The 26,194-nt window shown below is 70.6% G+C and carries 22 protein-coding genes; 14 read left to right on the top strand and 8 right to left on the bottom strand.

Features of this window, described 5'->3' with window-relative positions; all coding sequences use genetic code 11:
* The first annotated feature begins 7 nt into the window (after positions 1 to 7).
* From A4R43_RS37965 to A4R43_RS37935, 7 genes are all read left to right on the top strand, one after another.
* Complete coding sequence (locus A4R43_RS37965) at positions 8 to 1,693, top strand: AfsR/SARP family transcriptional regulator (RefSeq protein WP_162788739.1); 1,686 nt, start codon at positions 8 to 10, stop codon at positions 1,691 to 1,693.
* Complete coding sequence (locus A4R43_RS37960) at positions 1,693 to 2,316, top strand: helix-turn-helix transcriptional regulator (RefSeq protein WP_113696506.1); 624 nt, start codon at positions 1,693 to 1,695, stop codon at positions 2,314 to 2,316. Before A4R43_RS37965 ends, A4R43_RS37960 begins: the two co-directional genes overlap by 1 nt.
* Complete coding sequence (locus A4R43_RS37955) at positions 2,288 to 2,947, top strand: response regulator transcription factor (protein ID WP_113696505.1); 660 nt, start codon at positions 2,288 to 2,290, stop codon at positions 2,945 to 2,947. Before A4R43_RS37960 ends, A4R43_RS37955 begins: the two co-directional genes overlap by 29 nt.
* A 34-nt stretch (positions 2,948 to 2,981) precedes the next feature.
* A complete protein-coding gene (locus A4R43_RS37950) occupies positions 2,982 to 3,608 on the top strand; it encodes an alpha-ketoglutarate-dependent dioxygenase AlkB (RefSeq protein WP_113696504.1) in 627 nt (208 codons plus the stop codon).
* A gap of 747 nt (positions 3,609 to 4,355) precedes the next feature.
* A complete protein-coding gene (cysD, locus tag A4R43_RS37945) occupies positions 4,356 to 5,258 on the top strand; it encodes a sulfate adenylyltransferase subunit CysD (protein ID WP_113696503.1) in 903 nt (300 codons plus the stop codon).
* Positions 5,258 to 7,093, top strand: a complete 1,836-nt coding sequence (gene cysC / locus A4R43_RS37940) for an adenylyl-sulfate kinase (protein WP_113696502.1) — start codon at positions 5,258 to 5,260, stop codon at positions 7,091 to 7,093. The genes cysD and cysC overlap by 1 nt, the downstream gene beginning before the upstream one ends.
* Positions 7,094 to 7,133: 40 nt before the next feature.
* Positions 7,134 to 8,315: an alpha/beta hydrolase gene (locus A4R43_RS37935; RefSeq protein WP_205215153.1), complete on the top strand. Its 1,182-nt coding sequence runs from the start codon at positions 7,134 to 7,136 to the stop codon at positions 8,313 to 8,315.
* Here A4R43_RS37935 and A4R43_RS37930 read toward each other — a convergent pair.
* On the bottom strand, positions 8,307 to 8,783 hold the full coding sequence (locus A4R43_RS37930; RefSeq protein WP_113696500.1) for a cupin domain-containing protein: 477 nt from the start codon (positions 8,781 to 8,783) through the stop codon (positions 8,307 to 8,309). The two genes, A4R43_RS37935 and A4R43_RS37930, sit on opposite strands and share 9 nt — an antisense overlap.
* Before the next feature lie 99 nt (positions 8,784 to 8,882).
* Here A4R43_RS37930 and A4R43_RS37925 point away from each other — a divergent pair, with 99 nt between their 5' ends.
* The 3 genes from A4R43_RS37925 to A4R43_RS37915 all read left to right on the top strand — a co-directional run bounded on the left by A4R43_RS37925 (position 8,883) and on the right by A4R43_RS37915 (position 12,186).
* The gene (locus tag A4R43_RS37925) at positions 8,883 to 9,749 is read left to right on the top strand and encodes a LysR family transcriptional regulator (RefSeq protein WP_113696499.1); all 867 of its coding nucleotides are present in this window, start codon (positions 8,883 to 8,885) and stop codon (positions 9,747 to 9,749) included.
* 296 nt (positions 9,750 to 10,045) lie between these two features.
* Positions 10,046 to 10,864 (top strand): S1 family peptidase, encoded by an 819-nt coding sequence (locus A4R43_RS37920; RefSeq protein WP_113696498.1) that lies wholly within the window; start codon positions 10,046 to 10,048, stop codon positions 10,862 to 10,864.
* Positions 10,865 to 11,163: 299 nt separating this feature from the next.
* On the top strand, positions 11,164 to 12,186 hold the full coding sequence (locus A4R43_RS37915; protein WP_113693096.1) for an IS110 family RNA-guided transposase: 1,023 nt from the start codon (positions 11,164 to 11,166) through the stop codon (positions 12,184 to 12,186).
* Between the two features lie 30 nt (positions 12,187 to 12,216).
* Here A4R43_RS37915 and A4R43_RS37910 read toward each other — a convergent pair whose 3' ends face one another.
* The 7 genes from A4R43_RS37910 to A4R43_RS37880 form a co-directional block, all read right to left on the bottom strand.
* Positions 12,217 to 14,703, bottom strand: coding sequence for a DNA gyrase/topoisomerase IV subunit A (locus tag A4R43_RS37910; RefSeq protein WP_113696497.1), 2,487 nt, complete (start codon positions 14,701 to 14,703; stop codon positions 12,217 to 12,219).
* 24 nt (positions 14,704 to 14,727) lie between these two features.
* The gene (locus tag A4R43_RS37905; protein ID WP_113696496.1) at positions 14,728 to 16,785 is read right to left on the bottom strand and encodes a DNA gyrase/topoisomerase IV subunit B; all 2,058 of its coding nucleotides are present in this window, start codon (positions 16,783 to 16,785) and stop codon (positions 14,728 to 14,730) included.
* A gap of 154 nt (positions 16,786 to 16,939) precedes the next feature.
* Positions 16,940 to 17,872: a hypothetical protein gene (locus tag A4R43_RS37900; protein ID WP_113696495.1), complete on the bottom strand. Its 933-nt coding sequence runs from the start codon at positions 17,870 to 17,872 to the stop codon at positions 16,940 to 16,942.
* Positions 17,865 to 19,322: a PQQ-dependent sugar dehydrogenase gene (locus A4R43_RS37895; RefSeq protein ID WP_113696494.1), complete on the bottom strand. Its 1,458-nt coding sequence runs from the start codon at positions 19,320 to 19,322 to the stop codon at positions 17,865 to 17,867. The genes A4R43_RS37900 and A4R43_RS37895 overlap by 8 nt, the downstream gene beginning before the upstream one ends.
* Positions 19,323 to 19,441: 119 nt before the next feature.
* The gene (locus tag A4R43_RS37890) at positions 19,442 to 20,632 is read right to left on the bottom strand and encodes an NAD(P)/FAD-dependent oxidoreductase (RefSeq protein ID WP_113696493.1); all 1,191 of its coding nucleotides are present in this window, start codon (positions 20,630 to 20,632) and stop codon (positions 19,442 to 19,444) included.
* Positions 20,629 to 20,823: a ferredoxin gene (locus A4R43_RS37885; RefSeq protein WP_113696492.1), complete on the bottom strand. Its 195-nt coding sequence runs from the start codon at positions 20,821 to 20,823 to the stop codon at positions 20,629 to 20,631. The genes A4R43_RS37890 and A4R43_RS37885 overlap by 4 nt, the downstream gene beginning before the upstream one ends.
* A 74-nt stretch (positions 20,824 to 20,897) precedes the next feature.
* Positions 20,898 to 23,225: a class III lanthionine synthetase LanKC N-terminal domain-containing protein gene (locus A4R43_RS37880; protein WP_113696491.1), complete on the bottom strand. Its 2,328-nt coding sequence runs from the start codon at positions 23,223 to 23,225 to the stop codon at positions 20,898 to 20,900.
* A gap of 174 nt (positions 23,226 to 23,399) precedes the next feature.
* Here A4R43_RS37880 and A4R43_RS37875 point away from each other — a divergent pair, with 174 nt between their 5' ends.
* The 4 genes from A4R43_RS37875 to A4R43_RS37860 all read left to right on the top strand — a co-directional run bounded on the left by A4R43_RS37875 (position 23,400) and on the right by A4R43_RS37860 (position 26,164).
* Entirely contained in the window at positions 23,400 to 24,683 is a 1,284-nt protein-coding gene (locus A4R43_RS37875; protein ID WP_113696490.1) for a hypothetical protein, read from the top strand.
* A 25-nt stretch (positions 24,684 to 24,708) separates the two neighbouring features.
* Positions 24,709 to 25,101, top strand: a complete 393-nt coding sequence (locus tag A4R43_RS37870; protein ID WP_113696489.1) for a YchJ family protein — start codon at positions 24,709 to 24,711, stop codon at positions 25,099 to 25,101.
* Between the two features lie 115 nt (positions 25,102 to 25,216).
* Positions 25,217 to 25,687 (top strand): hypothetical protein, encoded by a 471-nt coding sequence (locus A4R43_RS37865; protein ID WP_335645135.1) that lies wholly within the window; start codon positions 25,217 to 25,219, stop codon positions 25,685 to 25,687.
* Between the two features lie 162 nt (positions 25,688 to 25,849).
* Positions 25,850 to 26,164 carry a DUF6235 family protein gene (locus A4R43_RS37860; protein ID WP_162788738.1) on the top strand — a complete coding sequence of 105 codons (315 nt, stop codon included), beginning with the start codon at positions 25,850 to 25,852 and terminating at the stop codon, positions 26,162 to 26,164.
* The last annotated feature ends 30 nt before the right edge of the window (positions 26,165 to 26,194 follow it).

Here is a 26,194-nt window from a genome sequence, read left to right as displayed (position 1 = left end):
GTGCGGCGTGCTGTTCCGGGTGCTGGGGCCGCTCGAGGCACAAACGCCGGACGGGACTGTGCTCGAGCTGGGGGCCAGGAAACCGACCACGGTGCTGGCCACCCTGCTGCTGAACCCTAACGGCTGGACCAGTGTGGCTCAGCTGATCGGTGCGACCTGGCATGAACAGGCCGCGCCCGCCTCGGCCGAGGCGAACCTCAAGACCTACATCTGGCAGCTGCGGCGGGCGCTGCCCGGCGACCGGATCGAGAGCAGGCCCGGTGCCTACCGGCTGCGCGTCGAGCACGGTGAGCTCGACACCGACCTGGTCGCCGCGGCGGTCCCGGCGGCAAGGCAGGCGCTGGCCGACGGCGACGCCGACGAGGCCGCGCGCCGGTACACCGAGGCGCTGGCCCGCTGGCGAGGCCGCCCGTTCGACGGGCTGGACCCCGAGTTCGCCGAGCCGGTGCTGACCCGGCTGGAGGAACTCCGGCACGAGCTGCGGCTCGGCCTCGCCGACGCCTGGCTCGCCGGGCACCGCTACCCCGACGCCATCGCGCTGCTGCACGAACTCACCGATGAGGACCCGTTGCGCGAAGCCGCGTGGTCCCGGCTGGTGCGCGCGCTGCACCGGGCAGGCAGGCGCGACGAGGCCATCGCTGCCTTCGGCCGCGCGCGGACCCTGCTGTCCCAGGAACTGGGCATCGAGCCGGGGCCCGAGCTGAGCGCCGCGTTCACCGAGGCGCTGGAACCCGGCGGCCGCCGCCGCTGCTGCGACCTGCCGCGTGACCTGCCGACGCTGACCGGGCGGGAGTCCGAACTGGACGCGCTGCGGTCGCAGCGGGCACACGGCGGTCCGGTGCCGGTGCTGGTGGTCGACGGCATGCCCGGTGTCGGCAAGACGGCGCTGGCGGTGCATTTCGCGCACGAGGTCGCCGAGGACTACCCCGACGCTCGGCTGTTCGTCGACCTGCGGGCGAACGACCCGCTGTCCGCCGAGGACGCGCTGGCCAGGCTGCTCCGCGCGGCGGGTGTGCCGGATTCGGCGATCCCGGCCGATCTGGACGAGCGGGCCGCGCTGTGGCGAGGTGAGCTGGACGGCCGCCGGGTGCTGCTGGTGCTCGACAACGCGGCGGACGCGGCGCAGGTCACGCCGCTGCTGCCGGGCACGGCCGGCTGCCTGGTGCTGGTGACCACCCGGAACCGCGCGCTGGCGGTCGAAGGCACCCGCGGCCTGACGCTCGCGCCGCTGGACGCCTGGTCCGCGGCGGAGATGTTCCGCACCGGGGTCGGTGACTGGCGCACCGACGCGGAACCCGCGGCGGTGGCGGATATCGTCGGGTTGTGCGGGGGCCTGCCCGCCGTGCTCCGCGCCGCCGCGGCCCGGCTGCGTTCCCGTCCACTGTGGACCGTCGGAAGGCTGGCCACCCGGCTGGCCGCGGAACCGCTGCCCGGCATGGCCGAACTGCTCGAGCCGAGCTACCGGCGGCTGGCCGAGCCCGAACGGCGGCTGTTCGCCGGTCTCGGTCGGTACGCGGAGGTGGACGTCCAGCTGGCCGCGAAACTGGCAGGGCTGAGCCGCGCCGAGGCGATGCGCGCGCTGGAGACGCTGGCCGACCGGCACCTGCTCGACCCGCGGGCGGGCGAGGTCTACGCCTGTCATCCGGCGGTCCGGTCAGTGGCCGCCGCCGGTCTCCCGGCCAGGGTGGCGTGATGGGGGTCGCCGTCCTGACCCGGGGGAACCGGGAACTGACCGGCCTGCTGGCTTCGGCCACCACCGAGGTGCTGGTGATGAGCACGGGTTCGCTGGCGCTGGCCAGGCCGCGTGAGATCGACAGGTACAACCTGCGGCGTGGCGTCGCCTACCGCGTGCTCTGCCCCGGCGAGTTCCCGCTGCCGGGTGGCGCGGAGATCCGCACCGCGCCGGAGGTGCCGTCGGACGCGCTGGTGGTGGACCGCCAGTTCGCCGTGCTGCCCGCCGACCGCAACGGGTTCGCCGTGTTCGAGCTGCCCGGCGTGGTCGGCACCACGGTCGAGCTGTTCGAGCGGATCTGGGCGGTGTCCCCGCCACGCGGTGAGGAACTGCCCAACGAGCGCGAACGCGAACTGCTGGCGCTGCTGTCCAGCGGGATCACCGACGAGTCGGCGGCGCTGCGGCTGGGCGTCTCGGTGCGGACCGTGCGGCGGACCGCGGCCGACCTGATGCTGCGGCTCGGCGCCCGCAGCCGCTTCCAGGCGGGCGCGCGGGCGGCGGACCGCGGCTGGCTGCCCGCCGGTTCGCCGGACCCGGCTCCCGTACTCTCGGTGGGTGCGTGTGCTGGTGGTCGAGGACGATGAAGATCTCCGGACGGCGGTGGCCGCCGCCCTGCGCGGCACCGGTTTCGCGGTGGACACGGCGGTGGACCTGGCGACCGCGGACGAAAACCTGTACGTGAACTCCTACGACTGCGTGGTCTTCGACCGGAAGCTGCCCGGCGGGGACTCGCTCGACTACGTGCGGGCGCGGCGGCGGGACGGCTGGGCGGTGCCGGTGCTGTTCCTGACCGCGATGGACGCGGTGTCCGAGCGGATCGCGGGCCTGCGCGACGGCGGGGACGACTACGTGGTCAAGCCGTTCGCCATCCCGGAACTGGTGGCGCGGGTGGGCAGCCTGTGCCGCCGGGCAGGCGGCGGGCCGCCGCCCGTGCTGCGCCACGGTGATCTGGAGATGGACACCGGGCGGCACGAGGTGCGCCGCGGTGGGGTGCTGCTCATGCTGACCGGCAAGGAGTTCACCGTGCTGCGGCTGCTGCTGGCGGCCAACGGGCAGCCGGTGCCGCGACGTGAGCTGATCCGCGCTGCGTGGGACGAAATGGCCGATCCGGCGTCGAACGTGCTCGACGTGGTGATCGCCCAGCTGCGGCGGAAGCTGCGGAACCCGCCGCTGATCCATACCGAGCGGAATGTGGGATATCGCCTCGGCGAGTAGAACAGGTGTTCGATCTTCGTGTATGGTCGGAGGCATGTCCACTGAGCTCCAGGGGTCTCTCTTCGACACCGCGGCCGAGATCGGGCTGCGCCCGCTCGACGGCATCGAGCGCACCACGCTCGGCGACGGCGCGTGGATCGACGTGCTGCCCGGGTGGCTCACCGGCGCGAGCGAACTGTTCGACCGGCTGGTGCACGAGGTGCCGTGGTACGGGGAGCAGCGCTGGATGTACGAGCGGATCGTCGACGTGCCGCGGCTGCTGTGTTTTTACGAGGAATCGCAGCCGCTCCCGCATCCCGTGCTCACCGAAGCCCGGCGGCGGCTGACGGCGTACTACCGGGATGAACTCGGCGAACCCTTCCGCACGGCGGGGCTGTGCTACTACCGCGATGGCCGGGACAGCGTCGCCTGGCACGGCGACACCATCGGCCGGGGCAGCACGGAGGACACCATGGTGGCGATCGTGTCCGTCGGCGCCCCGCGAACGCTGGCCCTACGCCCCCGCGGTGGCGGCGAGTCCGTGAAGCGCCCCCTCGGCCACGGCGACCTGATCGTGATGGGCGGTTCTTGCCAGCGCACGTGGGAACACGCCATTCCGAAAACCGGCAAGGCGGTCGGACCGCGCATCAGCATCCAATTCCGCCCGAGAGGAGTGCGTTAGGCCACGGAAACGGCCACCCACAACTGAATCCAGCAGGTCCCGGACACCCACGACGCGCTCCCGGCTCTGGACTTGGCGAACCAGCCCGCGAGCGATGCCAGGCACCGAGCGGCGCCGGAGTCAAGCGGCACCGGGCTAACACGGGCCCGCACCCGCACCCGCCGAGCGACACCGAACCGCACCCGAGCACCTCGAACGACGCCGAGCCACGCCCGAGCACCTCGAACGACGCCGAGCCACGCCCGCCCACCCCGAGCGACGCACCCCCGGGCACCCCGAGCGAGGCGGAACCACACCCGCCCACCTCGAACGGCGCCGAACCAGCACGAGCCAGCCACTCCTCGGCACCGCGATCGCGATCCGGCCGTGGCCACCTCAATCACGGCCGGGCCGTGCGCCTCGCCGAGCCATCCGCTGGACGACATCCCGATTTCCCAGCCCCGCGACCGCGACGCCGCACCCTGTCACGAAAGCCACATTCGGGACGCCACACGTCTCGAAAGCCACATTCGTGACACGCGCCAGCAGCACGAGCCCCTTCGCAGGCGCGTCCGAGTAATCCGTGCCCGACGTCCCAAACCGCCTCGTCGAGCCGTCCGCGCCCGGTGCCACCTAACCGCGAGCCGTCCGCGTCCGTTGCCCACCTAGCCCAGCAGTCGGGGGGTGGTTCTGCCGCGCCCATTGACCAACCACCCACCCCGGTGGCAAATTAGAACACGTTCTACCAACGGTGGAGGAGCGTGGTCGATGGCGGCGGGCACCTACCAGCTGACCCACCTGCGCACCCTCGAAGCCGAATCAGTGCACATCCTGCGTGAGGTGGCGGCCACTTTCGAGCGGCCCGTGCTGCTCTTCTCCGGCGGCAAGGACTCCGTGGTGCTGCTGCACCTGGCGACCAGGGCGTTCTGGCCCGCCCCCGTGCCGTTCGGGGTGTTGCATGTGGACACCGGCCACAACTTTCCCGAGGTCCTCGACTTCCGCGACCGCACCACCGCGGAACTCGGCGTCCGGCTGACCGTCGCCCGTGTTCAGGACGACATCGACGCGGGACGCGTCGCCGACGAGCCCAGTCGCAACCGGCTGCAGACCACGACCCTCCTCCGCGCGATCAACGAAAACGGCTACGACGCGGTGTTCGGCGGCGCCCGCCGCGACGAGGAAAAGGCCCGCGCCAAGGAACGCGTGTTCAGCTTCCGCGACGAATTCGGCCAGTGGGATCCCCGCAACCAGCGCCCCGAGCTGTGGAACCTGTACAACGGCAGGCACCGGCGCGGCGAGCACATCCGCGTGTTCCCGCTGTCCAACTGGACCGAACTCGACATCTGGCAATACATCGCGGACGAGCGGATCGAACTCCCGCCGCTGTACTACGCGCATCGCCGGGAGGTGGTCCAGCGCGACGGCATGCTGCTCGCCGTCGGCCCGCACCTGCGCCCGCGCGAAGGCGAACAACCGCACGAGGCGCTGGTCCGCTTCCGCACGGTCGGCGACGCGACCTGCACCGGCTGCGTGACCTCGACCGCCGCCACCCCCGAAGCCGTGGTCGCCGAGGTGGCCGCCAGCCGCGTCACCGAGCGCGGCGCCACCCGCGCCGACGACCGGATTTCCGAGGCGGGCATGGAAGACCGCAAACGCGAGGGGTACTTCTGATGAGCGAACTGCTGCGGATCGCCACCGCGGGCAGCGTGGACGACGGCAAGTCGACGCTCATCGGCAGGCTGCTGTTCGACTCCAAGGCCCTGTTCACCGACCAGCTCGCCGCCGTGGAACGCACCAGCCGCGAACGCGGCGAAGAGCAACCGAACCTCGCCCTGCTCACCGACGGCCTGCGCGCCGAACGCGAACAGGGCATCACCATCGACGTCGCGCACCGCTACTTCGCCACGCCCAGGCGCAAGTTCATCATCGCCGACACCCCCGGCCACACCCAGTACACGCGCAACATGGTCACCGGCGCCTCCACCGCCGACCTCGCGCTCATCCTCGTCGACGCGCGCAAGGGCATTCTCGAGCAGTCGCGGCGGCACGCGTTCCTGGCTTCCCTGCTGGAAATTCCGCACCTGGTGCTGTGCGTGAACAAAATGGACCTGGTGGACTGGTCGCGGGAGCGGTTCGACGAACTGCGTGCCGAGTTCGGCCGGTTCGCCGCCAAGCTGGACGTGCACGACCTGACCTTCGTCCCGATGTCCGCGCTCACCGGCGACAACGTGGTGCACCGCGGTGCCCCGATGCCTTGGTACGAAGGCACTTCGCTGCTGCACCACCTCGAGGAGGTGCACGTCGCCTCGGACCGGAACCTGATCGACGCGCGGTTCCCCGTGCAGTACGTGATCCGGCGGCAGGAGGAAACCGGCTACTTCCGCGGTTACGCGGGCACCATCGCGGGCGGTGTGTTCAAGCCCGGCGACGAAGTGCTCGTGTTGCCGTCGCGCACCAGAACCACCATCTCGGCGATCTCCGGCCCCGGCGGTGAACCGCTGGCCGAGGCGTTCCCGCCGCAGGCGGTCACCGTGCAGCTCGACGGCGAACTCGACGTCGGCCGCGGCGACCTGATCTGCCGTCCGCGCAACCAGCCGCACGTGAGCCAGGAAATCGACGCGATGGTCTGCTGGCTGACCGATCGCACCGAACTGACTCCGGGCACGAAATACGTCATCCGCCACACCACGCGCAGCACCAGGGCGCTGGTCCGCGCGGTCGACTACCGGCTGGACATCACCACCCTGCATCGCGACGAGCAGGCGGAAGCGCTGGCGCTCAACGAAATCGGCCGCATCAGCCTGCGCACGCAGGAACCGCTGTTCTTCGACGAGTACCGCCGCAACCGCGCCACCGGCGGTTTCATCCTGATCGACGAGCAGAGCGGCGCCACCGTCGCCGCGGGCACCATTCTCGCGCCCGGCGGCACCGCCGACGTGGTCTGGCAGGCGACCGCGGTGACCAGGGAGGACCGCGGCACGCGGGGCGCGACGATCTGGCTGACCGGGCTGTCCGGCTCCGGCAAGTCGACGGTGGCGATGGAGATCGAACGCCTGCTCGTGGGCGCGGGACAGCCCGCGTACCTGCTCGACGGCGACAACCTGCGGCTCGGCATCAACGCCGGGCTCGGGTTCAGCGCCGCCGACCGCGCGGAGAACGTGCGGCGCGCCGGCGAGGTGGCGAAGCTGTTCGCCGACGCCGGGGTGGTCGCGGTGGTGTCGCTGATCAGCCCGTACACCGCCGACCGGGCGAAGGTGCGGGCCGCGCACGAACTGGCGGGCCTGCCGTTTGTCGAGGTTTTTGTCGACACCCCGCTGCCGATCTGCGAGAGCCGCGACCCGAAGGGCATGTACGCCAAGGCGCGCGCCGGGCTGATCACCGGTTTCACCGGCGTCGACGACCCGTACGAAGCCCCGGACGCACCGGAGCTGGTGCTCCACCCGGAGGACGGCGACCCGGTGACGATGGCCGCGATGGTCCTTTCCCACCTGCGACAACCACACTGACCGGCCGCGCCCTTGTATGTTCGACCGCGGGAGGTCGACGATGATCAAGGGCGAAGCCCTGCGCGCGAGGGTGGCCGCCATGCCGGGCGTGCGGCGGTTGCGCCGTCCGGTCGGTGACGGGCGCGACTTCGACCTGCACTACGTCCGCGCCGGGCCGCCGGGTGACTGCCCGCTGCTGGTGCTGCCGGGCGGGCCGGGGCTGGCGTCGGTCCTGCCGTACCACCGCCTGCGCCGGGATGCCGCCGCACGCGGTCTCGACGTGGTGATGGTCGAGCACCGGGGCGTCGGCCTGTCGCGCACCGACGACAACGGCGACGACCTGCCGTTCTCCGCGCTGACCGTCGAGCAGGTGATCGACGACCTCGCCGCCGTGCTGGACGACTGCGGGGTGCGGCGCGCGGTGGTGTACGGCTCTTCGTACGGCACGTATCTCGCGCAGGGGCTCGGCGTGCGGCACCCGGCGCGTGTCCAGTCGATGGTGCTCGATTCGCCGATGCTGTCCGCGCACGACGACCACGCGCAGCGTGCCGCGTTGCGTGAGCTGTACCTGAACAGCTCGCTGACCGACCTGGTCGACGCCGGGATCGTGGCGGCCGAGGAGACCGGGCAGGTGCTCCAGGTGGTGCACGAGTTCGGGGGCAGGCCGCAGGTCGAGCGACTGCTGCGGCTGCTGGCCGACGGCCGCGGCCAGGGGGTCTGGCGGTGGCTGAGCGGGCTCGGTGAGCTGGAAACCACCAAGGTCAACCGGTTCGTGATGGAGTTCGACCTGGTCGGCGCGATCGCCTTCGGTGAGCTGGGGTTCGCGCCGGAGCCCGACGGCAGGCCGCTCGACGTCAACCTCTACTTCGGTGCGCTGGCGGCGAAGTACCCGCCGTTCCGCGGCGAGCCGTTCGACCTGACCACCGCGCTGCGCCGGTTCCACTGGCCGGTGTCGGTGCTCTCCGGGGACAACGACATCCGCACGCCGCGGTCGATCGCCGCGCGGGTCGCTTCGCTGGCTCCGGACGGGGTGCTGGTGCCGCTGGCGGACACCGGGCACAGCGCGCTGGACACGCACCGGCTGGCGGCGCTGACCGCCGCGCGCATCGTCGCCGGCGGCGGGCACCGGCGACTGCCCGAGCTGGCCCCGCGGCTCGCCGCGCTGCCGCGCCGGGGCCCGGCCAGATTGCTCGGCAACCTGCTCACCGCGCGGCTCGCCCTCGGCAGGCTCATTTCAGTGTGACCGCGCCTTGCGCCATTCCGGGCTGTCGACGTAGTGGTTGTCGAAGCGCTCCTGCGACGCGCCGATCTCCTTCGGCTCGGTCTCGCCGCGGTGCACGCGGTCGAGCAGGCGGTAGTAGTCGAACCGGCCCATCGCGGGCGCGAACACGAAGAGCACGTCGGCTTCCTTGCCCTCGACGGCGCCGAAAGCGTGCGGGGTGCGCGGCGGGACCACCAGCAGGTCGCCCTTCTTGAGCACCACGACGTCCTCGCCGAGCAGGACCTCCAGCTCACCGTCGAGCACGAAGAACAGCTCGGACGCCTTGGTGTGGAAGTGCGGTGGCGCGCCGTCGGCGCCGGTGCGGAAGACCGTGCGGTTCGCGGTGAGCGCGCCGCCGGTGGTGCCGGTGTCGGCGAGCAGCTCGATCAGCGCGCCGGGGTCGCCGGTCAGGGTTTCGGCTTCGGTGGCGCGGACCAGGTGGTGGTTCATCGTGGCTCCTTCTGCGGTGATGACTCCACCTTCGCCGCGCCGACCAGGCGGAACAACGCCGATCCACGACATGCTCGATAACCTCAGTATTATCGATCCGTGGAGCTGCGTGAGATCGAGATCTTCCTGGTGCTGGCCGAGGAACTGCACTTCGGCCGGACCGCCGAGCGGCTGCGGGTGTCGCAGGCGCGGGTCAGCCAGTCGATCCGGAAGACGGAGCGGCAGCTCGGTGCCCCGCTGTTCGAGCGCACCAGCCGACGGGTGGCGCTGACCCCGATCGGCGCTCGCCTGCGCGGTGACCTCGGCCCGGCGTACCGCCGCATCGAAGAAGGCCTCGCCCGCGCGAAGGCGGCGGGCCGCGGTGTCACCGGCGTGCTGCGCCTCGCCTTCGAAGCACCGGGCGTCGCCGACCTGGTGGAGTCCACTTTGGAGCGATTCCGCCGCGAAAACCCGGGCTGCGAGGTGCAGATCCGCGAGGCCGACTTCGCGGACGTGTTCACCATCCTCCGCGACGGCGACGCGGACGCACTGGTCACCCTGCTCCCGGCGGACGAACCGGGCATCACCACCGGTCCGACTGTCTACAGTGAACAGATGGTGCTGGCGGTCTCCGCGAAGCACCCGTTCGCCCGCAAGGATTTCGTCACCCTGGAGGACCTGGCACGCGACACCGTGCTGCGTGCCGCCCACCCACCGGCGCCGTACTGGCAGGACGAGCCGTGGCACACCCCGGACGGCCACCCGATCCGCCGCGGTGCGCCGGTGCGCACCTTCCAGGAACTGCTCTCCGCCGTCTCGACGGGCGCGGGCGTCTGCCCACTGGCCGCCCACGCGGCGGACTACTTCGCCCGCCCGTCACTACGCTTCATCCCGTTCCGGCACACGCCACCCGTGCACTGGGGCCTGGTCTGGCCCACCTCCGGCGAAACCACCCGCATCCGCGCCCTCGCCGCAGCCTGCGCATAACCGATCTGTTCGCCGGAGAATGAATCTTCGCGGGGTGTCAACTGCCGGTATTTCACAGTTTTAACGTGGTCGAAACGCGCTGCTCGCGCGAGTGTAGTGGCGCCGCTGAAGCGGGCCTTAAGCGCGGCTGACCTGGGCTGTTGGCCGATGGCGGTCACCCACAGAGAGCAGCGCGCACGTTACCGTGGAAAAACCACCGGAAAGTCGGTACTTCCCGCGAATCAATTCTGCTGTAGTCAACCGGTCACACTTCTCCTCCCCCTCCCGCATCCAGCGGACACCGGAAGGAATGCCCGATGAAGACCAGCAGGTGGGCCAGTCTGCTCAAAAAATCCGCGATCGTCGTGGCCGGGGCCGCGACGGTGCTCGGGCTCGCCACCGCGCCCGCGGTGGCCGCGCCACCGGCACCGGACGGCGGCGTGCAGCCGACCGTGGTCGGCGGCACCAGGGCGGCGCAGGGCGAGTTCCCGTGGATGGTGCGCCTTTCCATGGGCTGCGGCGGGGCGCTGTACAAGCCGAACGTCGTGCTGACCGCGGCGCACTGCGTCAGCCGGACCGGCGCGAACACCAGCATCACCGCCACGCTCGGGGTGGTAGACCTGCAGAGTTCCAGCGCCATCAAGGTGAAGTCGACCTACGTGTACCGCTCGCCGACGTACCCGACCTCCACCGGCGGTGACTGGGCGCTGATCAAGCTGGCCTCGCCGGTGAACAACATCCCGACCCTGCCGATCGCCACCAACGCCACCTACAACACCGGCACCTTCGACATCGCCGGCTGGGGCGCCGCCACCCAGGGCGGGGCGCAGCAGCGGTACCTGCTCAAGGCCAAGGTGCCGTTCATCAGCGACACCCAGTGCAAGTCGGCCGGCGGCAGCTACTCCGGCCTGATCGACGCCGCCGAGATCTGCGCCGGCGTGTGGGCCACCGGTGGCACCGACACCTGCCAGGGCGACTCGGGCGGTCCGATGTTCCGCCGGGACAACAACAACCAGTGGATCCAGGTGGGCATCACCAGCTGGGGCGAGGGCTGCGCCCAGGCGAAGAAGCCGGGCGTCTACACCGAGGTGAGCACGTTCGCCTCGGCCATCGCGTCGGCCGCGAACAACATCTAGCGAACACGAATGTGGCTTTCGGGGCGGATTTCGCCCCGAAAGCCACTCAGTGTCAGGGTTGGTGTGGCCGCTCGTGGTGGGCGGTTAGGGTCCGGTCTTGATCGCGTGGTGACTCTGAAAGCCACTGCCGTTGCTGGCTTGCGAACGAATTGTCCAGCGTGATCAAGGTCCGGGCCTGGCTGGCCTGACTTGATAGAAGCGTGGGCATACGCCATCAACCTCGACTGAGGTGTGTCCGACCAGCCCGGCCCGGAAAAGACGCATGTTCTCCGGCTAGGGAAGGAACACACGCGGTGTCCATGGTGGTCATTGGCATCGATCCGCACAAGTCCAGCCACACCGCGGTCGCGGTCGATCAGACCGGCCGCCGCCTGGGGCAGAAAACCGTGACCGCCGACCCCGACGGGCTGCTGCGGCTGCGGTCCTGGGCCACCCAGTTCGGCACCGGGCCGCGCTGGGCGGTCGAAGACGGCCGCGGCGTGGCCGGGCGACTGGTCCGCACCCTGATCGGCACCGGCGCCACCGTGGTCTGGGTCCCACCCAAACTGATGGCCGCCTGCCGCGCCAGCGCCCGCACCCGCGGCAAATCCGACCCGATCGACGCCCTGGCCATCGCCCGCGCCGCCCTGCGCGAACCCGACCTGCCCACCGCACACCTGGACCAGACCGCCCTGGACCTGCGCCTGCTCTCCGACCGGCGCGAACACCTGGTCAACCGCCGCACCGCCAGCATCAACCAACTGCGCTGGCACCTGCACGACCTCGACCCCGCCCTGGACCAGACCCACCCCCGCCTGACCGGGCCCCGCGCCCAGCACACCCTCACCACCGCCCTGTCCACCCTGCCCGCCAGCGTCCGCCGCGACCTCGCCCTGGACCTGCTCACCGAGATCACCACCCTGACCCAGCAGATCACCCAGCTCGAACACCAACTCCGCACCCGAGTCCAGCCCCTGGCCCCCACCCTGCTGGCCATCACCGGCGTCAGCACCGTCCTCGCCGCGAAAATCATCGGCGAAACCGCCGGCATCACCCGCTTCCGCTCACCCGCCGCCTACGCCATGCACACCGGCACCGCACCCATCCCCACCTGGACAGCCAACAAACCCCACTACCGCCTCAACCGCGGCGGCAACCGCCAACTCAACACCTGCCTCCACCGCATCGCCATCACCCAACTCACCCACCACCCACCCGCCCGCACCTACCGCGACAACTGGACCAAACACCACCCCCACGCCACCACCAAAGCCGCCCTCCGCGCCCTCAAACGCCACCTCGCCAACACCATCTACCGAGCACTCACCACCGACCTCACTTGACATAGAAGCTTCATTCGTGTTCCTGGAAGGTCAGCCTCGTTCGATCAGGTGGCCGACGACGTCCGGGCCCGGGTGCGCGGCACCCGAGCCGTCTCGGCGGAGGTCCACTTCCGGCAGCTCGACCGGGGAACCGCTCGAGGACGAACCCGCCGGGCGCGGGCCGATCCACCCGACCGCCAGCCCGGTTTCGCCCTTCAGGAAACGGTGCGTGCGCACGCCCCCGGTGCCGCGGCCCTTCGCCGGGTACTCCTCGAACGGCGTCACCTTCACGCTCTGCCCGGTCGCGGTGACCACCATCGGCTCGCCGTGCTCGCCGTCGTCCGTGCGCACGGCACCGAAGAACACCACGTGCGCGTCCGCGCCCACGTTGATCCCGGCCATGCCACCGCCCTTGAGCCCCTGCGGCCGCACCAGCGAAGCCGAGTACCGCAGCAGCGAAGCCTGCGACGTCAGGAACGCCAGCGACTCCGAACCGTCGGTGAGCCAGGTCGCGCCGACCACTTCGTCGCCGTCCTTGAGCGAGATCACCTCGAACTCGTCCGACCGCACCGGCCACTCCGGCGCGCAGACCTTCACCACGCCGTTGCGCGTGCCCAGCGCCAGCCCGGGCGAGCCCTCGGCCTGTTCGCCCAGCGGCGCCACGCCGATCACCCGCTCCCCCTTCTCCAGCGGCACCAGCTCGCTCGCCGCCATGCCACCGCGCAGCGACACGGTGCCGACCTGCTCGGGCAGCACCGGCAACGGCAGCACGTCGGTCTTGAACGCCCGCCCGCGGCTGGTGACCAGCAGGATCTGCCCGCGTGCGGTCGAGTGCACCACGGCCGCGACCGCGTCGTGCCGGGCGCGGCCGTTGCGGCGGCGGCCTTCCGAGACCTCCTCCGACTCGGCCGCGGTGCGCGCCACCAGCCCGGTGGCGGACAGGATGACCTGGCACGGGTCGTCGGCGACCTCCAGCGGCCCGGCCGGCTTCGACGCGGCCAGCACCTCCTTGAGGTCACCGTCGATCAGCGCGGTGCGGCGCTCGCTGGAGAACTCCTTGGCGATCTTGCCCAGCTCGCTGGAGACCACCTTCTTCAGCACGGACTCGTCGTCGAGGATCTTGGTCAGCTCCGCGATCTCCTCGCGCAGCTTGTCCTGCTCAGCCTCCAGCTCCAGCCGGTCGTACTTGGTCAGCCGCCGCAGCGGCGTGTCCAGGATGTAGGTGGCCTGGATCTCGGACAGCTTGAACTGCTTCATCAGGCCGTCCTTGGCGTCCTGCGCGTTCTCGCTGCCGCGGATCAGCTTGATCACCTTGTCGATGTTCAGCAGCGCCTTGAGCAGGCCCTCGACCAGGTGCAGCCGCTCCTCCCGCTTGCGCCGCCGGTACCTGGTCCGTCGGGTGACCACGTCGTACCGGTGCGCCAGGAACACCTCCAGCAGCGCCTTCAGCCCGAGCGTGCGCGGCTGGCCGTCGACCAGCACCAGGTTGTTGATGCCGAAGGACTGCTCGAGCGGGGTCAGCCGGTACAGGTCCGCGAGCAGCGCCTGCGGGTTCACGCCGACCTTGCACTCGATCACCAGCCGCGTGCCGTTCTCGCGGTCGGTCAGGTCCTTGACGTCGGCGATGCCGGTGAGCCGCTTGGACTTGTTGACCTCGTCGGTGATCTTCTCGATGATCCGCTCGGTGCCCACGCCGTAGGGCAGCTCGGTGACGGTGATCGCCTGGCGGCCGCGGCTGCCCTCCAGCGGGCCGGTCTCGGCCTTGGCACGCATGCGGACCACCCCGCGCCCGGTCTCGTACGCCTTGCGCACCTCGTCCAGGCCGAGCAGCATGCCGCCGGTGGGCAGGTCGGGCCCCGGCACGAACTCCATCAGCTTGTCCAGCGAGGCGTTCGGGTGGTTGATCAGCCAGCGCGCGGCGGTGATCACCTCGAACATGTTGTGCGGGATCATGTTCGTCGCCATGCCGACGGCGATCCCGGAGGTCCCGTTCACCAGCAGGTTCGGGTACGCCGCGGGCAGCACCGACGGCTCGGCCAGCGAACCGTCGTAGTTCGGCCGGAAGTCGACGGTGTCCTCGCCCAGCTCGCCGACCAGCAGCATGGCCTCGCGCGACATCCGCGCCTCGGTGTACCGGCTGGCCGCCGGGCCGTCGTCGGGGCTGCCGAAGTTGCCGTGCCCGTCGATCAGCGGCACGTTCATCGAGAAGTCCTGCGCCATGCGGACCATCGCGTCGTAGATCGCGGTGTCGCCGTGCGGGTGGTACTTGCCCATCACGTCACCGACCACCCGCGACGACTTCACGTACGCGTGCGTCGGCCGGTAGCCGTTCTCGTTCATGGAGAACAGGATCCGGCGGTGCACCGGCTTCAACCCGTCACGCGCGTCGGGCAGCGCGCGCGAGTGGATCACCGAGTAGGCGTACTCGAGGTACGAGTCCTCGATCTCGGTCTTGACCGGGTTGTCGTAGACGTTCGCGCCGGCCTGGTCGAAGGCGGCCGGATCGATCTTGGTGGTGGTTCCCTTGCGGCGAGCCATTTCTCTCCTAGTAGATCGGCGCGCTTACGCGTCGATGGCTTCGGCGTCGACCCGGTGCGAGGACTCGACGAGCCAGTTGCGGCGTGGCTCGACCTTCTCGCCCATCAGCAGTTCGAGCGCGGCTTCGGCGGCTTCGGCGTCGTCCAGCGTGATCCGGCGGACCGAGCGGGTGGCCGGGTTCATCGTGGTCTCCCACAGCTCGTCGGCGTCCATCTCGCCGAGGCCCTTGAACCGCGGCACCGGGGTGACGATCTGCTTGCCGGCGGCCTCCAACCTGGCCACCGTGCTCTCCATCTCGCGCTGGGTGAAGGTGAAGACGGTCTCCGGGTTGCGCCCCTTGGTGACCACCTTGTGCAGCGGCGGCATCGCGGCGTACAGCCTGCCGTCCTCGATCACCGGCCGCATGTACTTGGCGAAGAGCGTGATCAGCAGGGTCCGGATGTGCGAACCGTCCACATCGGCGTCGGCCATCAGGATGACCCGGCCGTACCGCATCGAGGCCAGGTCGAAGGTGCGCCCGGTGCCCGCGCCGAGCACCTGCACGATCGAGGCGATCTCGGCGTTCTTGAGCGTGTCGCCGAGGCTGGCCTTCTGCACGTTGAGGATCTTGCCGCGCAGCGGCAGCAGCGCCTGGTACTCCGAAACCCGCGCCATGCGTGCCGAGCCGAGCGCGCTGTCACCCTCCACCAGGAACAGCTCCGCGCGCGAGACACCGGTGGACCGGCAGTCGACCAGCTTCGGCGGCATCGCGGCGCCTTCGAGCGCGGTCTTGCGGCGCGCGGCGTCCTTCTGCTGCTTCTGGGTCAGCCGCACGCGCGAGGCGTCGACCACCTTCTGCAGCACGGTCTTGGCTTCGGTTTTGGTCTTGCGGTCCTCGGTCCAGGCCTTGATGTGGCGCTCCACCACGCCCTGGATCACCTTGGTGATGCCCGCGGTGGACAGCTCGTCCTTGGTCTGCGAGGTGAACTGCGGTTCCGGGATTCGCACGTGGATCACCGCGGTCATGCCCTCGAGCACGTCCTCGACGGTCGGCGGGTCCTCCTTGGGCTTGAGCAGCCCGCGGGTCTTCGCCACCGCCTCGTTGATCGCCTTCACCATGGCGCGGTCGAACCCGCGCCGGTGCGTGCCGCCGTGCACGTTGCGAATGGTGTTGCTGAAGCACTCGATCGTGCGCTCGTAGCCGGTGCCCCAGCGCAGCGCCACCTCCACCTCGGCGCGGCGCTCCACTTTGGACTGCATCACGCCGTTCGCGTCGGCGGCGTTCTCGCGGTAGGTGCCCTCGCCGGTGATCAGCAGCGTGCCGGAGACCGGCTTTTCGTTGTCCGGCGCGAGGAACTCGACCATGTCCTGGAGGCCGTTGGGGAAGTGGAAGGTCTCCTCGCTGATCGAGTCGTCCACCGCGGTGCGCAGCACGTAGGTGACGCCCGGCACCAGGAACGCGGTGTTGCGCAGCTTCGTCCGGACGGCCTCGGTGTCCAGCGCGGCGCCGTTCTCGAAGTAACGCGCGTCGTACCAGTACCGGATGGACGTGCCGGTGCGCTCGCCGCGCTTCATCTTCCGGACCACCTGCAGCCCAGAGCGCGGGGTGAACTTCGCCTTCGGGCCGGGGCCGTCGAAACTCCCGGGTTTCCCGTGCGCGAAGGACATCTGGTGGACCTTGCCGTCCTGCTTCACGGTCACGTCGAACCGGTGCGACAGCGCGTTCACCGCCGAGGCGCCGACACCGTGCAGGCCGCCCGAGGTCTTGTAGCCGGAACCGCCGAACTTGCCGCCCGCGTGCAGCCGGGTGAGCACCAGCTCGACCCCGGACAGGCCGGACTTGGTGTGCACACCGGTGGGGATGCCGCGGCCGTCGTCGTCGACCTGGACGCTGCCGTCGGCGTGCAGGGTGACCACCACCTTCGTGGCGTACCCGGCCACGCCCTCGTCGGTGGAGTTGTCCACCACCTCGGAGAACAGGTGGTTGATGCCGCGGCTGTCGGTGGACCCGATGTACATGCCGGGCCGCTTCCGGACCGCTTCCAGACCTTCCAGGTGGGTGAGGTCGTTTGCCCCGTACAGGGACTCGGCAGAAGCAGTCACAGGGTCGTTCTCCCAGCTCACGGCGTGCGAGGCACGCCTGATCTCGACATGGGCGGCGGCGCGCGGCGGCGTCCTACCCTACTCGAGACTAGCGGGCACCACCGACCATATGTTCGGTCGAGGGTGCCCGCGTGTCAGCCGGGAGAGCCACGGATCACTCGCGCACGGCGCGATGGTACTGCGCGAGCACCTCCCAGCGGGTGACCGCGCGGTCGAGGAACATCAGGCTGTCGAACCCGCAGTCGCACGGGTTCGCCTCGCGGGTGTCCTGCGGGAAGCTGCCGCCGATCTTGATGCCGCGTGGATCGGTCGGCGAGCTGACGTGCGGGCCGGGGCCGCCGAGTTCCCAGGGGTCACCGGGGGTGACGTAGAAGCCGGGCAGCGGCCTGCCGTTGCGGTACAGCGCCATTTCCCCGGTGCCGAAGTCGAAGGTGGCGGCCAGGAACACCCACTCGTCCGGCGGCAGGATGCTCCGCCAGTCCTGCTGGGCGGCGAAGGTCTGTGACGCTCCGCTGTCGAGGCGGCGGCCGAGCGCGACCACCCGCAGTTCCCCGTCGACCTGGATCAGCTCCAGCAGCGCCCGCACGCCGTGGCCGTCGGATGTGCCGGAAAGCACACCCGCGAGCCCGACGGCGTTGTAGAAGTCACCGGGCGCGGGCGTGCCGGAGTTGGGCGCCGGGTTGTGCGCCGACATCCGGAACCAGCCCATCACCGTGGTCTGGCGCACCGCGTTGAACGCGCGCATGCTCGGCACGCCGGTCGGCGAGTAGACCCCGGCCTTCCAGTCGTCGTTGCCCGCGGTGTCCGGCGCGACCTGCCTGGTGGTGAGGTGATTCGCGCTGGCCGGATGGGCCCCGCCCGCGGCCCGCATCTCCGCGCCGCCGTTGACCAGGTCCAGCGTGGTGCCGGAAAAGCCCTGGTCCTGCTCCTTCGCCGGGTTGCCCGGCAGCGGGTGCTCGAAGTCGTAGTACACGACGAGATCGGGTTTCAGCGACGGCAGCACGTACTCGGGCGCCGCCGACGCGGGTGTGGTCAGGGAGAGGCAGCCGAGCACGGCGAGCGCGCCCGCCAGGACGCGCCTAGACATGCTTGACCCCCGTGACCCGCCAGATCTTGCCGTTGGCCTTGGCCAGTACGAACAGCTCGTCCGAGCCGTCCACGCCGAACCGCAGGTCGATCCGGTCGTCTCCGGCGAAGTCGGCCATCGTCTTCTCGTTGCCCGCGGTGTCGAACAGGCGCAGCTGGTGCATGGTGGCCATCTTCTTGCTGCCGTGCCGCATCTCGCCGGACTCGGTGTACCAGATACGGCCGTCCACCAGGTCGCCGAACAGGTACTTCCCTTGCAGGAACGGGATGTTGCCGCCGCGGTAGACGAACCCGCCGGCCACCGCGTGCCCGCTGTCCGCGCCGCACGGCAGGTCCGGCGGCGGGTCGTGGTCGTAGGCGGCGACGGGATAGGTGTAGCGGTACTTCGCGTCGTCGGCGGGCAGCGGGTAGAGGTTGCACTTGTCGGATCGCTTGTAGACGAACGGTCCTTCGCGCTCGCCCCAGCCGAGGTTGTCCCCGGCCCGCACCTCGTAGATGGACTCGATCTCGTGCTCGCCGATGCTGCCGACGTAGAGCCGGTTGCGGCCGCCGGTGTCGAAGCTGAACCGGTGCGGGTCGCGGAAGCCGTAGGCGTAGATCTCGCCGAGCGCGCCTTCCTTGCCCACGAACGGGTTCGCCGCCGGAATGCCGTACTTGCCGTTCGCGCTGTTCGTCCCGCGTGGATCGATGCGCAGGATCTTTCCCTGCGGCACGGCGAGGTTCTGCGGGTCGTCGCTGCTCACGCCGCGCCCGCCGTCACCGACGGCGAGGTAGAGCAGGCCGTAGTCCTCGTCACCCGGCTTCGCCACCGGGTTGAAGCCGATCTGCTGGATCGCGTGGATGTAGCTCATGAAGCCGATCCGCAGCATTTCCCGTTTCGTGCCGGTGAAAACCGGAGCCGACGGGTCGTCGGCGGTCCACTCGGTGATCACGCTGTGGATCACCGTCTTCGGCTGCGGCCACAGGTCCGGCGGCTTGGTGGTCAGCGCGGCGTCCGCTTCGGTGTGCGTGGTGTAGAACCGGCCGTTCTCGGCGAACTCCGGGTCGAAGGCGACAAAACCGAAGCCGCTGCCCAGTCCCTTGTGCGACCAGAAGTCCGGTTCGAAGGTGTTCCCCACGTCCAGGTACACCCGCGGCACGCCGTTCTCCAGCAGGTACATCGGGCCGTTGAGGTCCGGCACGTACAGCCTGCCGGAGCCGTCGGGCACCTCACCGACGTAGTTGATCCGCGCGTGGCGCTTGATCCGGTCGTCCGTGGTCGGCGGCACCGGCTCGGTTTTCGGCAGCTGCGTCATTTCCTCGAGCACCAGCCCGAAGTCCGCGAGCGCGGGGTCCTCCGGGAACGGATCGGTGATCGGCTCGTCGTCCCGCGCGAGCGCGGGCGGGGCGGCCAGCGCGAGCACCGTGCACACGGTGAGCAACCAGCGCGCCGCCTTGGCGTGTCCGCTCATCCCAGCTACCTCCCACGACGTCGTGAAAGCGCTTTCAAAGGCCAGCGGAAGCAGACATTACCGAGCCGGGGCCGGTCAGGGCAAGCGAGGACGCCGGAGCTGTCCGATAGCGGACATGTCTATTTAGGACTATCGGCGAGCGCTTCGGCCCAGCCGGAGCCGGCCGCGAGCAGGGCGCGCCACCGCCGCACGGACTTGGCGCGGCGCACGCCGAGCACGCCGGTCAGCCGGTCTGCCTTGCGGTACAGGACAACGAATTCGCCGTCGGCGATCGAGCCTTCGACCACGCGGCGCTCGTCGGCACCGCGGAGCAGGCCGAAGGCGGTGAGCTTGGTGTCGTACTGGTCGGACCAGAAGTACGGCACCGGGGTGAAGGATTCGCCCGCTTGGCCCAGCAGCGCCTTCGCCACGTACAGGCCCTGCTCGGTGGCGTTGGTGCGGTGCTCGAGCCGGACGCGGGCGCCTACGCGCTCGTGGAACCAGGACGCGACGTCACCGGCGGCGTACACCCCCGGCGCGGCCGAGCACCGGGCGTCGCATTCGATCCCGTCACCCAGGGTGAGTCCCGAACCAGCCAGCCAGCCGGTCGAGGGCACCGAGCCGATCGCGACCACCACCAGATCGCACGGCAGTTCCGTGCCGTCGCCGAGCACGACCGCCTCGACGGCACCGGCGTTCGCTTTGAAGTCGCGGACCGCGATCCCGGTCCGCAGCTGCACACCGCGCTCCCGGTGCAGCCCGGCGACGAACTCGCCGACCTCCGGGCCGACGACGACCCCCAGCGGCACGGGCTCCGGTTCGACCAGCCACACCTCGGCGCCCAGCGTGCGCGCGGCGGCGGCGATCTCGGTGCCGAGGAACCCGGCACCGATCACCACCAGCCGCGTTCCCGGGCGCAGTTCGGCACGCAGCGCGAGCGTGTCCTCCAGGCTGCGCAGCATGCGCACACCACGCAGGCCCTCGGTGCCGGGCAGCGGACGCGGCGCGACACCGGTGGCGATCACCAGCTGCTCGTAGGGCAGCTCGGTGCCGTCGGCGAGGCTCAGCCGCCGCGCGCCGGTGTCCAGCGCCGCGGCCGGGGTGCCCAGGCGCAGGTCCAGCCCCAGTTCGGCGGCCTTGTCCTGACCGCACAGGCGGATGCGCTCGGCGTCCCACTGCCCGGTGAGCACCTGCTTCGACAGCGGCGGCCGGTCGTACGGCAGCTCCGGTTCGGCGCCGACCAACGTCAGCGCGCCGTCGTAGCCGTTGCGGCGGAGTCCTTCGGCCGTGGCGAAACCGGCGGCCGAAGCGCCGACAACGACAACGCTCACTCGGTGACTTCGATCGTGGCGGTCGGGCAGACCGACGCCGCCTCGCGCACCGCCTCGTGGTGCTCGGGGGCCGGCGACTCGTCGAGCACCACGACCAGGCCCTCTTCGTCGTCCTGGTCGAACACGTCCGGTGCGGCGAGCACGCACTGGCCCGCACCACAGCAGCGGTCGCGGTCGATCGTGATCTTCATCGGCGCCTCCAGTCCTTGGCTACCGGACATTGTGCCCACAGTGCGGTCGAAACATTCCTAGGGCCCGGCTCGACTCACACGCTAGCGCGATTCGGCGTGACCCGGAGTGATCGCGGGGGCGGCGACCACTCCGGGCTCCACGGCCGGGCCCCCGCCCGGCCGTGAAGTCTGCGCAGGAAGCTGAGCACTCCGGCGGCCCCGTGCGCCCAGCCGCCACCCCCGGGGAACACCGGCTTGGCGTAGTCGCCGCCGGACCGCAGCAGGATCAGCTCGGCGATCCGCGTGGCCCCGTCCCAGAACTCCTCGTCACCGGTGGCCAGCGCGACGTCGGCGAGGGTTTCGCCGATCCCGGCCAGCCCGTGGGTCTGCGAGACCGACGGGACCCGCGGCGCCACGGACAGGCAGGCCCGCGCGCCTTCACCGGCCAGGTCGAGGTAGCGGTCCTCGCCGTAGGCCCGCGCGGCCGCGAGCAGCGGGGGGATGAGCCCGGCCAGGCCCTGCCACCAGTCCGCCGCGTGCGCCGGGGCGGTCCGGCGGCGCAGCACCCGCGTCCGCTCGGCCACCTCGGTGCGCAGCCGGTCGAACAGCCGGAGCGCGGTGGTGCCGGTGGCCGGGTCGCCGGTGGCGCGGTGGTGCGCGAGCAGGAAGGCGGCGACGCCGGCCTGTCCCCCGGCGAAACCACGCTCGGTGCCGGTATCGGTCAAGACGCGGTGGGCGCACTCGTCGGCGACGGTGAAGTTGTCCGAATGCTCGGCCACGGACTGCAGCAGCAGGTGCCCCATGCCGATCCCGGCCAGCCCGTGCACGTAGCCGGGGCCCTCGCGCCCGGTGAGTTCGAGCCGCGGGGTTTCCGGCAACCCGGCGGTGGCCAGGAACAGGGCGGTGCCGGTGCGGCCGGAGAACAGGCCGTTCGGCGGCGGCACGGGTGGCTGGTGCCCGGCGATCCGGCGGGCGAGTTCCCGCGCGACGGCCTCACCGCCGGGGTGGTGCAGCAGCTCCATGCCCAGCCCGGTGGCCCCGCGGTGGACGTTCGTGACCGGTGGTTCGTCGTCCATCAGGCGCTCGGCGTGGTGCACGCATTCGGCCACCGTCCACTCGATCGCCGATTCGAGCAGGTCGCCGGTGATCTCCGGGCCGGTGGCGGCGGGCTTCGGCGCGCGGCGGCGCCTGCCCGCGCGGATGTCCGCGACCGCCGCCACGCGCTCGGCCGGGTCGAGGCTGAGCAGCCGCGGCACCAGGCCACCGGATTCGACCCGCCGATAGGCCAGCAGCGTGCGCTCGAGGTTCCGCAGCGGATCCGGGTCCGTGGTCACCGGATCCATCCCGGTGGCGGCGAAGAACAGGGTGGCGCCGAGGGAGAAGTAGTCGTCCTCGGGCACCGCCGGGCGATCGGCGCTCTGGTCCGGCACGCCGTAACCGGGGGTCCAGCCGGGCAGCTGGTAACCGTCGTACCGGCTGGTGCCGAAGTCGATCAGCGTGCAGCCGCGGTCGGAGAGCACGATGTTCTTCGGCGACAGGTCGCGGACCACCACCCCGCGTTCGTGCACCGCGTCGAGCACGGCGACCAGCTGCGCGGCGAGCGGCCCGATCCGGCGGACCCGCCCGGATTCGGCGAGGGTCACCGCGCCCGCGTCGGCGGTGACCAGGTACTCGTTCTCGTCGATGCGGAAGTGGTCGATCAGGTCCGGCACCCCGGCCACGCCCGCCAGCGCCTGGAGCACGCGGCGTTCGTTGCGCAGCTGCCAGCGCAGGTCGATGCCGTCCTCGGTCTCGCCGACGAAGGCCTTCGCGCGCTTGAGCACCACGGCCCGGCCCGACGGGTCCAACGCCCGGTAGACGTTGCCGTCCGGGCCGGAAAGCAGGCGGTAGCGGCCGATCCACTCGGGCGCGGCCACCGGATCGTTGTGATGGAAGGGATCCGGCACGCCGGCTGGTTCGCAGACGGCCGGGGTGAACTCGCCGAATTCGTCCACATCGAACTGTGGTGTGAAGGCACCGAACCGGTAGTACACCGGGGCGTCCGGGCGGAGTCGGCGCGCTCCGGTGACTTCGGGCGCGGCCAGCCCGGTCAGCGCGGTGGCCAGTTCGGTGGCCAGCCGGACGGCGACCTCGTCGGCGGCGTGCACGATCAGCGCGTGCCCGGTGGTCGCCGGATCTCCGGCGTTCAGCTCACGCAGCACGCGCGCCGAGCGCACCACGCGGAACTCGCACTCGGCGGCGAGCAGGATCGGCAACGCCAGTTCGACGGTCTGCGCGAGCGTGACCGGCCGGGCCGAGACGTGGATCTTCCAGCCCCGCGCCGGAATGGTGCCCTGGCCGCGGATTCCGGCCCAGTTCCCGCGCACGGTGATCCGCCTCCCGGCGGCGATCTCCCCGAGCCGGTCGAGCAGTTCCTCTGTCATTGGCGTGCACTGACCCCCTCTCCCCGGAATTCCCGCACATCGGGGGAGACCAGTCCAGGCGCCGAACGGTCCAACGGCGAACTGACGATTAACACGGCCGATGAACGGCGTTCATCGCGCTCGAATCGGGGAAAGGCCCGGCGACGCCCCGATTTTCACCGTAGCGTTCGGCACATGGAGCGCGACGAAGTCCGGCAGCTGGTCGTTTCGGGCTCGTTCGCGGAGTTGCGCGAGCGCGCCTACGCCGGGCACACCACCGCCGCGATCTTCCTCGACCACCTGGCCGGTCTGCTCGGCTGGGAGGACGAGCTACCGGCACTCGCGGACGCGGGCAACGCCTACGCGGTGCGGCGGATGGCCGAGCGGCGCTCCTTCTCCGACGACCTGACCGGCCTCCGCGCCCTGGCCGACCAGGGCCACCGGCCGTCGGAGGAAATGCTCGTGCGGCGGCTGGTCGCACAGGAAGCCGTCGAGGAACTGCGTGCCCGCGCGGAAGCCGGTTCCCGCTACGCCAAGTACGAACTGCCGTCGCTGCTCGTCCGGATGGGCAGGCTGGACGAAGTACGTGAAAGCGCCGAAGCCGGGGACGAGCCGAGCATGGACGCCTACGTCCGGCATCTGTGGAGCACCAACGAGGTCGCCGAAATCGAGCGGCTGGCCCAGGCGGGAGACCGCACGGCGGCCACCTTCCTGGTCTACCGGTACGCCCGGACCGAACCGGACAGGGCGATCGAAGTCCTGTACTGGGCCGACCACGCGGCCACCTGGGGCGGGTGGAAGCTGGAAAGCCTGCTGGCCGCCCAGGGCCGGGTCGAAGAGTTGCGTGCCAGGGTGCCCGGCAGCTGGCATGCCCGGTCGGAACTGGTCGAACTGCTGGCCAAGCGGGAGGACCTGGCCGGATTGCGCGAGTTCGCCGGCGCCGGTGACGCCAAGGCCAAGAAGTACCTGGTCAGCGCCTACTTCGCCCGCGGTGACGAACAGGCGTTGCAGAAGCTGGCGGCCGAGGGGTACCCACGAGCCGAGGCGATGCTGGCCCGGCTGCGCCGCCCCGCCGAACCGGCGCCCGTCCGGGCCCGCAGACCACCGAAACCGGATCTCGGCACGCTCCGCGCCCGGGTGGCGGACGGCGACGAAGAAGCGGCCGGCGTCCTGATCAACGAGCTGCGGGTGGCCGGACGGGCCGGGGAACTGCTCGAACACGCCAAGGCCGGGCGCGCGAAGGCGTGGCGTTATTACCTGTGGGTGCTGGCCGAACAGGACCGCGACACCGAACTCCGCCCGCTGGCCGACGCCGGGGACGCCGAGGCCGCCCGGCACCTGGCCGCCGTGCTGGGGCGCAAGCGCCTGGTCCACGAACTGGCCGAGCGCGCCGCGGCCGGGAACACCGACGCCGGGCGGGCGTTGCTCGTCGTGATCGACCCACCCGACACGAGCGACGAGGACCGTCCGGACTACTGATCCTCCACTGTGGTGCAATCACGGCATGTCGCGAAAGCACCGCCTCTGCCCGTGTGGATCGGGTGAGCCGTACGCCGGTTGCTGCGGTCGCCTCCACCGCGGTGAGGCCACCGCGGCCACGGCCGAGCAGCTGATGCGCTCGCGGTTCAGCGCGTTCGCCGTCGGCGACGCGGACTACCTGCTGCGGACCTGGCACCCGGACACCCGACCGGCCTCGCTCGAACTGGACCCGGCGCAGCGGTGGACCTCGCTGGAGATACTCGGGCACACCGGCGGCGGGTTGCTGCACACCGAAGGCACGGTGGAATTCGTGGCGCGGTACCGGCAGCACGGACATGACGGCGAGTTACGGGAGAACAGCCGATTCCGCCGTGAGAGTGGACAGTGGTTGTACCTGAACGCACTAGCCATCGGGTAACGCGAAAAGAATTCGTCCTACCTCTTCGAGTGAAAACCGCTGACGCGCATTGCGCTTCCGGTCAGTGGCAATACCGTAAAAATCGGACAACCACGGTATTGGACGGGAGGCGGACATGTCGTCGAGCACGGCACCGGAAAACGCGACGGGCAGCCAGGCGGACAGCGCCGGCGGTGCCGATGACGACGGCATCAAGAACTTCCTCCTGCGCTGGACGCTGACCGGGCCGAAGAGCGGCAGCGTGGAATTCGAGATCTCGGGGCTGCTCAGCCTCTACAACGACAACCACAGCTACCTCATCGACGGCAGGCTGCGCATCGTCAGCGGGCACGCCTACTACCGCGAAATCGGGAATCCGCGCATGTTCGTCCGCCGCAACGGCGGTGAGGCCAGCGGCCGCCAGTGGGGCTGGGACCTGATCAGCGGAAAACGCACCTGCGAAAAGCTGTGCACGATGGAAACGTATTTCCAGCGCATCGGTTACTGGGCACCGTCGGATCGCACCCTCATTCTTTCCATCGGCGCCGAGCAGGGCTGGTCGAAGCGGACCCGGTTCAGCCCGCCGGTCGAAGTCCGCATGTGCTGACGGTTCGCTGAGGGCGCGCAAGATCGGAGAAGACGCGGCGGCCCCGCCGGAGCACCATGGATGGGTGCACGCGGGTGGGGTCGGGAGCGGGTGGCTTCGGGGCGTGCGTCGTTGTGCTCCTTTGTCAGGATCGGCTGGAGCCCGTTGGAGGAGGCCGGCCAGATGACCATGAGCGCGAGACTGCGGTCCGGGATGCGGGTGATCGAGCACTGGGCGGCCGAGGCCTACCAGGCGGAGAAGAACGCGCTGTACACGGCGCTGTTCACGGTGCTGGACGGGTCGGTGTTCCGCACCTACGAGATCATCGACGACGAGGAACGGGCCGAGGAGTTCTACGTCCGGGTCCGGCCGAAGCTGCTGATGAAGATCAGGCTGCACCACTTCGACTCGTTCGGCGTGGTGTTCATCGGCACGCCAGAGGACGCCGGGCTGCCCGAGGCCGGCTCACCCCCCGAGGCACCGCCGGCGGCGGCTTAGCCCGAACCGCCGCGCCGGCAATAGGCCGAA

The organism is Amycolatopsis albispora, assembly GCF_003312875.1.
GTDB lineage: Bacteria > Actinomycetota > Actinomycetes > Mycobacteriales > Pseudonocardiaceae > Amycolatopsis > Amycolatopsis albispora.
This window is presented reverse-complemented; position numbering and strand designations above follow the sequence as displayed.